Here is a 10,652-nt window from a genome sequence, read left to right as displayed (position 1 = left end):
AAACCCGCTTCGGCGGGTTTTTTATTGCCTGCGGTTTCTTCCCATTTTCCCCCCTTCCGCTATGCTGATGGCAGTTATCCCTGTCAGGAGCACCTCATGTGGCTAATTGATCAACTCGCAGAACAACACATCCTTGCTGCTCAGGAAAAAGGCGAACTGAGCAATTTGCGTGGTGAGGGTGCACCATTGCAGTTGGAAGACGATAGCGCGATACCCGAAGAGCTGCGCATGGGATATCGGTTATTAAAAAATGCCGGTTTTTTGCCGCCAGAGCTGGAAATGCGTCGCGAAGCTCTGGAAGTAAAAGATCTGCTTCGTGAGCTGGATCCTGACGATCATCAGGCCCGCGAGCTGTCGAAAAAACTGAGCTTACTGGAGCTAAAACTGCGCCAGGCAGGAATGAGTACTGCATTTCTGCATGGGGATTATTGTGAGGCGATTAAGCAGCATCTGAGGCAGGAGAAATAATATGTACCGTATCGGTCAGTTGGCGAAGATGGCTGATGTTAGCCCTGACACCATCCGCTTTTATGAAAAACAACAAATGATGGATCATGAGGTACGCACTGAAGGTGGTTTCCGTTTGTATAGTGACGATGACTTGCAGCGCCTGCGCTTTATCCGTTACGGACGTCAGCTAGGTTTTAGCCTTGATGCTATTCGTGGATTGCTATCGATCCGTATCGATCCCGAACATCACACTTGCCAGGAGTCAAAAGCCATTGTGGCGAAGCGCCTTGATGAAGTCAGCACGATGATCGTTGAGTTACAAACGATCCAGCGTTCACTGCAACGCCTGTCTGAAACCTGCTGCGGTGATTTACATAGCAGCGCTTGCTGCTCAATTCTCGAAGCTCTCGAAAAAGGTGAAGAACCGCATCCGGAAATTTGTTGTGGCAAGGATTGTATTTAACGTGGATAAGCCTATAGTTGCGCTGTCAATCATTGGAGGAAATATGAGCCGTTATCAGCATCAAAAAGGGCAGATAAAAGACAACGCCATCGAGGCGTTACTACACGACCCGCTGTTTCGCCAGCGTATTGAGCAGAATCAGAAAGGGAAAGGCAGCTATCGGCGTAAAGACAAACACGCGAAGCGAGTTAACTGGGAGGCCAGTGGTAAGCAAAGAAGTTTACCACTGGCCTTCTGGTTTTAAGGATAAAAAAAACCGCCTGGTCAGGCGGTTTTCTCTATCAGATTTTGGTGTTTTGTTGCTTGAGCAGGTCACGAATTTCCGTCAGTAACAACTCTTCATTTGTTGGCTTCGGATCGGCTTTTTCAACTTCTTTCTTCTTGTACAATTTGTTCATCAGTTTGATGGCGATAAAAATAGCCAACGCGACGATAACGAAATCAAAAATACTCTGAATAAAAACACCATATTCCATGATCACGGCAGGCGCTGCACCTTCCGCTGGTTTTATGATCCACTTAAACTGTTTAAAATCGACCCCACCAATCAGTAACCCCAGCGGTGGCATAATAATATTCGCCACCAACGATGAAACAATCTTGCCAAACGCGGCACCGATAATTACACCGACTGCGAGGTCAACCACGTTGCCGCGCATCGCAAAATCACGAAACTCTTTGAAAAAACTCATTGTTATCTCCTTGCCTTGGCCAATGTCTAAAGTCTATCAAACCTTTTAACATTTGCCATGACAACAAAGGATTAAGTTGGATTATCACCGCGGGCAACAAAAGCCTGCCCGCAGCAATTAAAGGAAGAAGGGACTTGGCTGGAACAGGCGTTCCACATCGGGCACAAATTTCTTATCGGTCAGGAACATAATTACATGGTCCCCTTGCTCGATACGCACATTTGCATTGGCGATGATCACTTCATCACCGCGTACCACTGCGCCAATAATCGTACCCGGTGGCAATTTGATGTCTTCGATCAGACGTCCAACTACGCGTGAAGTGGTTTCTTCACCGTGAGCGATTGCTTCAATCGCTTCGGCAATCCCTCGACGTAATGAGGAAACACCGACAATGTCTGCTTTACGGACGTGCCCGAGCAATGCAGAAATGGTGGCTTGCTGTGGTGAGATGGCAATATCGATCACGCTGCCTTGCACCAGATCGACATAGGCACGACGCTGGATCAACACCATGACTTTTTTCGCCCCCATTTTTTTTGCCAGCATCGCTGACATGATGTTGGCTTCATCATCATTGGTGACAGCGATGAAGAGATCGATTTGATCGACATGCTCTTCCGCCAGTAACTCCTGATCGGAAGCATCACCGTAGAAAACGATCGTATCCTGAAGCTGCTCCGCCAGTTCTGCTGCACGCTGTGGATTTCGCTCAATCAGCTTAACGCTGTACTGTTTTTCCAGCCGTTGTGCCAGGCCAAAGCCGATATTGCCGCCGCCGACCAGCATAATGCGTTTGTACGGTTTTTCCAGCCGCTGCATCTCACTCATCACGGCGCGAATATGCTGGCTGGCGGCGATAAAGAAGACTTCATCACCAGCTTCGACGATGGTCGAACCCTGCGGGCGAATGGGACGATCCTGACGAAAGATCGCCGCCACGCGCGTATCAATATGCGGCATATGCTCGCGCAGAATAGAAAGTGGGTTACCGACCAACGGGCCGCCGTAATACGCCTTCACCACTGCCAGGCTCACTTTTCCTTCGGCAAAATTAACCACCTGCAAAGCGCCGGGATATTGGATCAGACGGTAAATATTGTCGATTACCAGCTGCTCAGGCGAAATCAAATGATCGATAGGGACAGCTTCCGGCACGAACAACTTATCGGCATCGCGCAAATAGTCGGCAGCACGGATACGCGCAATACGATTGGGGGTATTGAATAATGAGTAAGCGATCTGACAAGCGATCATGTTGGTTTCGTCTGAGCTGGTAACCGCAACCAGCATATCAGCATCCTCAGCACCCGCTTCCCGCAGGATGCGCGGATGAGAACCATGACCGTGCACCACGCGCAGATCGAATTTGTCCTGCAACTGACGTAAACGCGTGGGATCACTATCCACCACGGTGATGTCATTGTTTTCCCCGACCAGGTTTTCCGCGAGGGTTCCGCCGACCTGGCCGGCGCCAAGGATTATAATTTTCATCGCTTTAAGCTCTTGTCAGATTGCGCCGTACTATTTTTTCATCAGCTTAGCGTAGAAGAAACCATCCCCGCCATCTGTTGCAGGAAACACCTGCCAGCCATTATCCTGACCTTGCGGCAGCGCTTCTGCAATGGCATCGGGATGTGCTGCCAGGAAAGCACTGATTTGCTGATGATTCTCTTCCGGCAGAACTGAACAGGTTGCATAAAGCAATGTGCCACCACGCTTCAGCCGAGGCCAGACTGCGTTGAGGATTTCCTGTTGCAGGCTGGCCAGCTCAGCGATATCACGATCGCGTCGCAGCCATTTGATATCGGGATGGCGGCGGATCACACCCGTTGCCGAGCAGGGTGCATCCAGCAGGATACGGTCAAATTGTTGCTCACCACACCAGTCAGCTGGCGTTCGCCCATCACCCTGACGCACATCCGCCTGCATGCCGAGACGTTGCAGGTTTTCTCTCACGCGCGTCAGACGTTGTTCATCAATATCGACGGCCAGCACGTTCGCCTGCGGCGCAATTTCAAGGATATGGGTGGTTTTGCCGCCAGGCGCAGCGCACAGGTCAAGAATCGATTCGCCATCTTGTGGTTCAAGCAGCAAAGCACAGCGTTGTGCGGATAAATCCTGTACCGTCACCCAACCCTGTTCGAAACCAGGCAGTTGGCCGACTGCGGTTGGCGCTTCGAGGCGAAGGGCATCCGGAGCATCTCCGGCGAAGGCATGTTTTTCGGTCGCTTCAAGCAGTGCCAACCAGGCATCACGGGCGTGATGTTGACGGTTGACGCGCAACCACATCGGTGGACGCTGATTGTTGGCTTCGACAATCTGCTGCCATTGTTCGGGCCATGCGGTTTGTAAACGTTTGAGCAACCACCCCGGATGTAAATAACGTTGCGTACCCTGATCAACTTCTGCAACCAACGTTTCCTGCTGCCGTTGAAACTGGCGCAGCACACCATTCAGCAAGCCTTTCAGGTTTGCGCGTTTTAGCTCTTCCGCGCCAGCCACGGTTTCAGCCAGTGCGGCATGCGGAGGGACGCGGGTATAAAGCAACTGATACAGGCCGACCATGATCAGATAATGAAGAACACGCTGCTTACCTGTTAAAGGCCGCTCCATCAGCTTGCCAATCAATGCTTCGAGCTGCGGTAGGGTACGCATTACTCCAAAGCAGAGTTCCTGTAGCAGAGCCCCGTCCTTATCGGACAGATTTTTCTGTGCGCCGGGCAAAATGGCGCTGAGCGATTCGCCCTTATCCACTACGCGTTCAATTAATTGCGCGGCGAGGCTACGCAGGTTTGTGTTTTTTTTCATGCGATTCATTCATTAAACAAAAAGCCCGGTATTAACCGGGCTACGGGATCAGGCCAGAATGCTGCCAGGCGTGAACCATTCACGACGTGAGTTAAGCAGATCCTGTGCAGACATGGCTTTTTTACCGGCAGGTTGCAGCGAGAGCAGGTTCAGAACGCCGTCAGCGGTCGCAATCTGGATACCTTGCTTATCGGCATGGAGGATTTCGCCGGGCTGTTTTCCCTGATGCGGCAGTACACTGGCTTGCCAGACTTTCACCGGTTGATCATCAACCATGAAATAGCTCATCGGCCAGGGATTAAAGGCTCGAATGCAGCGTTCAAGTTGTGCGGCAGAAAGCGTCCAGTCGAGGCGAGCCTCTTCTTTGCTCAGTTTCTCTGCGTAGCTGACCAGCGCTTCATCCTGTTTTTCTGGCTGTGCGCTGCCATTTGCCAACTGCTCCAGCGTTTTGAGCATCCCTTCAGGGCCGAGCTGAGCCAATTTGTCATACAGGGTGGCACTGGTGTCCTGCTCGGTAATCGGGCAGGCAAGTTTATGCAGCATATCACCGGTATCCAGGCCCACATCCATTTGCATGATGGTCACACCGGTTTCAGCATCGCCAGCCCAGAGTGAACGTTGGATTGGGGCGGCACCACGCCAGCGCGGCAGCAATGAGCCGTGGACGTTGATACAACCAAGGCGCGGCATATCCAGCACCGCCTTCGGTAAAATCAGGCCGTAAGCCACCACCACCATCACATCAGCCTGCAATGTGGCAACCAGTTGCTGGTTCTCTTCAGGTTTGAGTGACTTTGGTTGGAAAACCGGAACGTCATGCGCCAGCGCCAGCACTTTTACCGGGCTGGGAGTCAGTTTGTTGCCTCGTCCGGCAGGACGATCGGGCTGGGTAAACACGCCAACCACCTGATGCTCAGAAGCAAGCAGCGCGTCAAGATGACGCGCTGCAAAGTCAGGTGTACCGGCAAAGATGATTTTTAACGGTGCAGACACAGTTTAACCTTCTGTTTGCACTCAGGATGCGCGTGCATTCTGGCGTGCCAGTTTTTCCAGTTTCTGTTTGATGCGCTGACGTTTCAGCGGTGACAGATAATCAATAAACAGTTTGCCATCGAGGTGGTCGATTTCGTGCTGAATGCAGATTGCCAGCAAGCCATCGGTTTCCAGTTCGAAAGTATTACCGTCACGATCCTGAGCACGGACTTTCACCCATTCAGCTCGCGGGACAAAGGCACGTTGTTCCGGAATGGAGAGACAGCCCTCTTCAATACCGGTTTCGCCGCCTTTCTCCAGCAGCTCTGGGTTGATCAACACCAGGCGCTCTTCACGGCTTTCTGACACATCAATCACGATAATGCGCTGATGAATATCCACCTGCGTTGCCGCCAGGCCGATGCCCTCTTCGGCGTACATTGTTTCAAACATGTCGTCGACGATACGCTGTATCCCGGCATCTACGGTTTTTACCGGCGCCGCGATTTTGCGAAGGCGATCATCAGGGAAATGTAATACCTGCAAAACTGACATAAATATCCAGATCTGTATGCGTTAAAGAAAAGATTACTGCCTCATATTGTAGACTTTTTGAGGCATGATTGACAGCATTCCACCGCATCAAGGCACAGGTCGAACAGGGAGTGAGACATGGATAAAATTGAGTGGATGCTCAGGCTGGCTAATGTGAAAGGCCTCAGTGGCCATCAAATTCTTCGCCTGGCGAATATGCTGCATAGCGCCAGCCATGTGGATGATGATTTGCTGACGATGCAACGGCTAAACGAAACGCAGCGAAAACAATTTAATACACTCTGTCCACGACAACTCACGCGAACCCGGCGCTGGCTGGAAAATCCACAGCATCAGCTGCTTTCTGTTCTGGATAATACTTATCCCCCGGCATTGGCTGAAATCAGCCGTTTCCCACCCTTGTTATATGTGATGGGCAATGCCGCAGCCTTGCATACTCCGCAACTTGCCGTTGTCGGCAGTCGCCAATGTTCACATTATGGCAAGGAGTGGGGTGGTTGGTTTTCACAGCAGCTGGCGGCGAAGGGGTTAACCCTAACCAGTGGGCTGGCGCGGGGGATTGATGGCGTTGCACATCGTGCGGCGCTCAACGCCTCCGGCAAAACCGTCGCCGTGCTGGGAAGTGGGTTGAAGCATATTTATCCCAGAAACCATCAAAATTTGGCTCAGGAGATCATGAGCAATGAAGGTGCCCTGGTCTCCGAATTCCCGTTGGATACGCCTCCTTATGCCACGAATTTTCCACGCCGCAATCGCATCATCAGTGGTTTGAGCATGGGGGTATTGGTGGTGGAAGCCTCCTTGAAAAGCGGCTCACTGGTTACGGCGCGCTATGCATTGGAACAAAATCGCAATGTCTATGCGTTACCCGGTTCCTTGGGGAGTGAAGGCAGTACAGGAACGCACTGGCTGATACAGCAAGGTGCATTGCTGGTCTCCCATCCTGATCAGATTCTCGACGATCTCCATTCATCCCTTCACTGGCTCCCCCCAACTCAACCAGAAACAATATATTTACAAGACAGTGACGATGTTCCATTGCCATTTGCGGACGTGTTGGCTAACGTAGGTGATGAGGTTACACCTGTTGACGTCGTCGCTGAACGTGCCGGCCAACCTGTGCCAGTTATCTCAGCCCAGTTGCTGGAGCTGGAGTTAGCAGGATGGATCGCAGCTGTACCCGGCGGCTATGTCCGATTAAGGAGGGCATGCCATGTTCGACGTACTTATGTACTTGTTTGAGACCTATATCCATAACGAAGCCGAAATGCGCGTTGACCAGGATAAACTGACCGATGATTTAACCGATGCCGGTTTTCATCGTGAAGATATCTATAATGCGTTGAATTGGCTTGAGAGACTGGCTGATTACCAGGATGGCTTGGTTGCGCCGGTATTGCTGGCGAACGACCCGCTCTCAATGCGTATCTACACGGAAGAAGAGGGCCAGCGTTTAGATGCTGAATGCCGCGGTTTTATTCTGTTCCTGGAACAGATCCAGGTGCTGAATATGGAAACACGCGAAATGGTTATCGAACGAGTGATGGCACTCGATACCCTCGATTTTGATCTGGAAGATCTCAAATGGGTGGTGCTGATGGTGTTGTTCAACATCCCCGGATGTGAAAATGCCTACCAGCAGATGGAAGAACTGTTATTCGACGTCAATGAAGGTATGCTGCATTAATTTGCGATTAATGCATCGGGTTATATGAGTAAATCAGCACTTTTTACCGTGCGTAAACACGACCCCTGCCCCGCTTGCGGGGCAGAATTAGTGATACGTGCCGGCAAACATGGCCCATTCCTTGGGTGCGTCAACTATCCAACCTGCGACTATATTCGCCCGCTGAAAAATCAGGGTGACGGTCATATCGTCAAAGTGCTGGAGGGACATGCCTGTCCACAATGTGGTGCTGATAAAGTACTGCGTCAGGGGCGGTTTGGTATGTTTGTTGGTTGTAGCCACTATCCTGAATGTGATTACACCGAAACGATCGATAAGCCTGATGAGACCGCGATCGCGTGCCCACAGTGTCAAAGTGGCAAGCTGGTGCAGCGCCGCTCGCGTTATGGCAAAACTTTTCATGCCTGTGATCGCTATCCCGACTGCCAGTTTGCCGTGAACGCGACGCCTGTTGAAGGTGTTTGCCCGCACTGTCAGTTCCCTTTATTAATTGAAAAGAAAACCGCGCAGGGCATGAAACGTTTCTGCGCCAGTAAGTGCTGCGGCAAAGCCGTAGTGCAGGACAACTGATGACTATGACGCAACAACATGCTTTACCGGGCAGTGTCGATTTCTGTATTGAACAACTGCAACAGCAGGTGGTTATCGCTTATCCCACTGAGGCGGTCTTTGGTCTGGGGTGTGACCCGGATAGTGAAAGCGCGGTGATGTCACTGTTGGCATTGAAACAGCGCCCGGTTGAGAAAGGACTGATCCTGATTGCTGCTGACTATGCCCAGCTGGAACCGTATGTGGCCGATCAGGAGCTTTCGGTGGTGCAGCGTGAGCGTATGTTTGCCAGCTGGCCTGGGCCGGTGACTTATGTGGTTCCGGCGTCGCCACATACGCCACGTTGGTTAACCGGACGTTTTGACTCGTTGGCGATTCGTGTTAGTGATCACCCTGATGTACAGGCGCTGTGTCGGCGTTTTGGTAAACCACTGGTTTCAACCAGCGCCAATCTGTCCGGCGAGCCGCCTTGCCGCACCACAGCTGAGGTCGCTCAGCAATTCGGCGCGGAATTTCCGGTGCTGGTGGGAGAAACCGGGGGCCGTCTCAATCCTTCAGAAATCCGCGATGTGATCAGCGGCGAACTTATCCGTCAGGGCTAATTTATGGACAACTTTGCCGTTTTTGGGAACCCAATCGCGCACAGCAAATCGCCTTTTATTCATCGTCTGTTCGCTGAGCAAACGGGTATCGATCACCGCTATGGCCGGATATGTGCGCCATTGGATGGGTTCCCGCAGGCCATTAGCGAGTTCTTTGCATCAGGAGGGAAGGGCGCCAATGTAACCTTGCCTTTTAAAGAACAGGCGTGGGAGTTTGCGGATGAGCTCAGTGAGCGCGCTGCGCTTTCCGGCGCAGTCAATACGTTGAAGAAAGATGCGCAGGGGCAGATTATTGGTGATAACACCGATGGCATTGGTTTACTGAGCGATCTTGAACGACTGGACATGATCCGCCCTGGCTATCGTGTATTGCTGGTGGGAGCGGGCGGCGCGGCGCGTGGTGTCATTTTGCCTCTGCTTTCATTAGGTTGTTCACTCACGGTCACAAATAGAACGGTTGAAAAGGCAGAGTTGCTGGCAGAAATCTTCCGCCACAGCGGTGCCATCCATGCCTGTGGTTTCGAGGCACTGGCGGGGCAGTCATTCGATCTGATTGTGAACGCCACCTCCAGCGGAGTGGAGGGTAAAGTGCCACCATTACCGGTTTCATTGATTTCTCACCATACTCGTTGCTATGACATGTTCTACCAACAAGGTCTGACGCCATTCTTGCTCTGGTGTCAGCAACACGGAGCGCAGCAACTCGCCGATGGGTTAGGCATGCTGGTGGGGCAGGCGGCGCATGCTTTCCAGTTGTGGCATGGTGTGATGCCAGAAATCGCGCCTGTCATTAAACAGTTAAAAGAAGCGATGCAGTCGTGAATCAGGCTATCCAGTTCCCTGATCGCGAAGAGTGGGATCAGGCGCGTCTGGCAATATGTTTCCCTGTACAGGTCAACGGTATGGGACTGATGTGTGCGATCTCGGCGGATGAACTGCATGACAGATTCGGCGAGGGGGAAGCGATGGCGCTGTTTAGCGCCAATCGCTGGGATCTGGAAGAGGAAGCCGAACAGCTTATCCTGAATGATGAAGTCGATCCTCAAGGTTGGGTCTGGCTTTCCTGCGCAAGATAATCATTTTTCCAGCCAACATAGTTGTTTGCCGAGTAACGCAATCCCTCAATCTCGGCTTCATTCAGTGGCCGAATTTGCTTCACCGGGCTGCCTAAATAGAGGTAGCCACTTTCCAGGCGTTTTCCGGGGGGAACCAGGCTACCTGCCCCAATCATCACATCTTCTTCTACTATTACGCCGTCCAGCAGAATCGAACCCATGCCAACCAGAACACGATCACCAATGGTACAGCCATGCAACATGGCTTTATGGCCGACGGTAACGTCTTCTCCAATCACCAGCGGATAGCCTGTCGGGTTGCTGGCTGATTTATGCGTGACATGAAGTACGCTGCCATCCTGAATGTTGGTGCGCGCGCCAATGATCACCTGATTCACATCTCCGCGAATCGCGACCAGTGGCCAGATACTGACATCGTCTCCCATGATGACATCGCCGACCACAACGCTGCTTTTATCGATCATTACCCGATCGCCAATTTGTGGGTAGCTGCTTTTATAGGGACGTAAGGCTGTTGACATGATCTTTCTCCGTTTACTCATTTATCCCTAGCCTGAGCGCGATTAGGGCGGCAGACAAGCTGATTTTTGAGCGGATCGTTCGTGATCTCAGCAGAAAGGATGAAAACTCGCCACTCGAATAAAAAGATCGAAAAAAGGGGTTGTGCAAAAAATTCGGATCCCTATAATGCGCCTCCACTGACACGGCAAAGCGGCAACGCAGACGGTCAGCGAGGGACGAAGTGATTCATCCCGCCAGAGAAAAATCTCGAAAAAGAGATTGACTCTGAAGGAG

General features: G+C 51.8%; 15 protein-coding genes. 9 read left to right on the top strand and 6 right to left on the bottom strand.

Features of this window, described 5'->3' with window-relative positions:
• Nucleotides 1-96 precede the first annotated feature (96 nt).
• Genes L579_RS22285 through L579_RS22275 form a run of 3 tightly spaced genes read left to right on the top strand, consistent with a single transcriptional unit; the run spans nt 97 to nt 1,157 of the window.
• On the top strand, nt 97-468 hold the full coding sequence (locus L579_RS22285) for a DnaJ family domain-containing protein (RefSeq protein ID WP_021186402.1): 372 nt from the start codon (nt 97-99) through the stop codon (nt 466-468).
• 1 nt (nt 469) lies between these two features.
• Nucleotides 470-913, top strand: coding sequence for a Zn(2+)-responsive transcriptional regulator (gene zntR, locus L579_RS22280; RefSeq protein WP_021186401.1), 444 nt, complete (start codon nt 470-472; stop codon nt 911-913).
• A gap of 43 nt (nt 914-956) precedes the next feature.
• Complete coding sequence (locus L579_RS22275) at nt 957-1,157, top strand: alternative ribosome-rescue factor A (protein WP_021186400.1); 201 nt, start codon at nt 957-959, stop codon at nt 1,155-1,157.
• A 37-nt stretch (nt 1,158-1,194) separates the two neighbouring features.
• Here L579_RS22275 and mscL read toward each other — a convergent pair whose 3' ends face one another.
• The 5 genes from mscL to def form a co-directional block, all read right to left on the bottom strand.
• Nucleotides 1,195-1,605: a large-conductance mechanosensitive channel protein MscL gene (gene mscL / locus L579_RS22270; RefSeq protein ID WP_021186399.1), complete on the bottom strand. Its 411-nt coding sequence runs from the start codon at nt 1,603-1,605 to the stop codon at nt 1,195-1,197.
• Nucleotides 1,606-1,722: 117 nt separating this feature from the next.
• Nucleotides 1,723-3,099 (bottom strand): Trk system potassium transporter TrkA, encoded by a 1,377-nt coding sequence (gene trkA / locus L579_RS22265; protein ID WP_021186398.1) that lies wholly within the window; start codon nt 3,097-3,099, stop codon nt 1,723-1,725.
• A 30-nt stretch (nt 3,100-3,129) separates the two neighbouring features.
• Nucleotides 3,130-4,416 (bottom strand): 16S rRNA (cytosine(967)-C(5))-methyltransferase RsmB, encoded by a 1,287-nt coding sequence (gene rsmB / locus L579_RS22260; RefSeq protein WP_021186397.1) that lies wholly within the window; start codon nt 4,414-4,416, stop codon nt 3,130-3,132.
• A 48-nt stretch (nt 4,417-4,464) separates the two neighbouring features.
• Nucleotides 4,465-5,409, bottom strand: a complete 945-nt coding sequence (gene fmt, locus L579_RS22255) for a methionyl-tRNA formyltransferase (RefSeq protein ID WP_021186396.1) — start codon at nt 5,407-5,409, stop codon at nt 4,465-4,467.
• A gap of 21 nt (nt 5,410-5,430) precedes the next feature.
• A complete protein-coding gene (def, locus tag L579_RS22250) occupies nt 5,431-5,943 on the bottom strand; it encodes a peptide deformylase (RefSeq protein ID WP_021186395.1) in 513 nt (170 codons plus the stop codon).
• Between the two features lie 117 nt (nt 5,944-6,060).
• On the opposite strand from def, the gene dprA reads away from it, so the two are divergent.
• From dprA to L579_RS22220, 6 genes are read left to right on the top strand one after another with little or no spacing between them, the layout of a single operon-like run.
• The gene (dprA, locus tag L579_RS22245; RefSeq protein ID WP_021186394.1) at nt 6,061-7,185 is read left to right on the top strand and encodes a DNA-protecting protein DprA; all 1,125 of its coding nucleotides are present in this window, start codon (nt 6,061-6,063) and stop codon (nt 7,183-7,185) included.
• A complete protein-coding gene (gene smg / locus L579_RS22240; RefSeq protein ID WP_021186393.1) occupies nt 7,157-7,630 on the top strand; it encodes a DUF494 family protein Smg in 474 nt (157 codons plus the stop codon). The genes dprA and smg overlap by 29 nt, the downstream gene beginning before the upstream one ends.
• Nucleotides 7,631-7,654: 24 nt before the next feature.
• Nucleotides 7,655-8,200, top strand: coding sequence for a DNA topoisomerase family protein (locus L579_RS22235; RefSeq protein WP_036628123.1), 546 nt, complete (start codon nt 7,655-7,657; stop codon nt 8,198-8,200).
• 5 nt (nt 8,201-8,205) lie between these two features.
• Nucleotides 8,206-8,781 (top strand): L-threonylcarbamoyladenylate synthase type 1 TsaC, encoded by a 576-nt coding sequence (gene tsaC / locus L579_RS22230; protein ID WP_036628144.1) that lies wholly within the window; start codon nt 8,206-8,208, stop codon nt 8,779-8,781.
• A gap of 3 nt (nt 8,782-8,784) precedes the next feature.
• Complete coding sequence (gene aroE / locus L579_RS22225; RefSeq protein ID WP_021186390.1) at nt 8,785-9,603, top strand: shikimate dehydrogenase; 819 nt, start codon at nt 8,785-8,787, stop codon at nt 9,601-9,603.
• Nucleotides 9,600-9,857 carry a DUF1488 family protein gene (locus L579_RS22220; protein ID WP_021186389.1) on the top strand — a complete coding sequence of 86 codons (258 nt, stop codon included), beginning with the start codon at nt 9,600-9,602 and terminating at the stop codon, nt 9,855-9,857. The genes aroE and L579_RS22220 overlap by 4 nt, the downstream gene beginning before the upstream one ends.
• On the opposite strand, the gene L579_RS22215 is transcribed toward L579_RS22220, so the two are convergent.
• Nucleotides 9,824-10,378, bottom strand: a complete 555-nt coding sequence (locus L579_RS22215) for a gamma carbonic anhydrase family protein (protein WP_021186388.1) — start codon at nt 10,376-10,378, stop codon at nt 9,824-9,826. The two genes, L579_RS22220 and L579_RS22215, sit on opposite strands and share 34 nt — an antisense overlap.
• Nucleotides 10,379-10,652: the final 274 nt, after the last annotated feature.

The sequence above is a fragment of the Pantoea sp. AS-PWVM4 genome (assembly GCF_000468095.1).
Classification (GTDB): Bacteria; Pseudomonadota; Gammaproteobacteria; order Enterobacterales; family Enterobacteriaceae; genus Pantoea; species Pantoea phytobeneficialis.
Note: the sequence above shows the minus strand (reverse complement) of the source record. Positions and strands in the feature narration are given on the sequence as shown.

What these genes read in the sequence shown, in the direction of transcription:
- L579_RS22275 (WP_021186400.1), top strand. Translation starts at nt 957, where the DNA reads ATGAGCCGTTATCAGCATCAAAAAGGGCAGATAAAAGACAACGCCATC.
- aroE (WP_021186390.1), top strand. Translation starts at nt 8,785, where the DNA reads ATGGACAACTTTGCCGTTTTTGGGAACCCAATCGCGCACAGCAAATCG.
- smg (WP_021186393.1), top strand. Translation starts at nt 7,157, where the DNA reads ATGTTCGACGTACTTATGTACTTGTTTGAGACCTATATCCATAACGAA.
- trkA (WP_021186398.1), bottom strand. Translation starts at nt 3,099, where the DNA reads ATGAAAATTATAATCCTTGGCGCCGGCCAGGTCGGCGGAACCCTCGCG.
- L579_RS22285 (WP_021186402.1), top strand. Translation starts at nt 97, where the DNA reads ATGTGGCTAATTGATCAACTCGCAGAACAACACATCCTTGCTGCTCAG.
- def (WP_021186395.1), bottom strand. Translation starts at nt 5,943, where the DNA reads ATGTCAGTTTTGCAGGTATTACATTTCCCTGATGATCGCCTTCGCAAA.
- dprA (WP_021186394.1), top strand. Translation starts at nt 6,061, where the DNA reads ATGGATAAAATTGAGTGGATGCTCAGGCTGGCTAATGTGAAAGGCCTC.
- L579_RS22215 (WP_021186388.1), bottom strand. Translation starts at nt 10,378, where the DNA reads ATGTCAACAGCCTTACGTCCCTATAAAAGCAGCTACCCACAAATTGGC.
- rsmB (WP_021186397.1), bottom strand. Translation starts at nt 4,416, where the DNA reads ATGAAAAAAAACACAAACCTGCGTAGCCTCGCCGCGCAATTAATTGAA.
- mscL (WP_021186399.1), bottom strand. Translation starts at nt 1,605, where the DNA reads ATGAGTTTTTTCAAAGAGTTTCGTGATTTTGCGATGCGCGGCAACGTG.
- L579_RS22235 (WP_036628123.1), top strand. Translation starts at nt 7,655, where the DNA reads ATGAGTAAATCAGCACTTTTTACCGTGCGTAAACACGACCCCTGCCCC.
- tsaC (WP_036628144.1), top strand. Translation starts at nt 8,206, where the DNA reads ATGACGCAACAACATGCTTTACCGGGCAGTGTCGATTTCTGTATTGAA.
- zntR (WP_021186401.1), top strand. Translation starts at nt 470, where the DNA reads ATGTACCGTATCGGTCAGTTGGCGAAGATGGCTGATGTTAGCCCTGAC.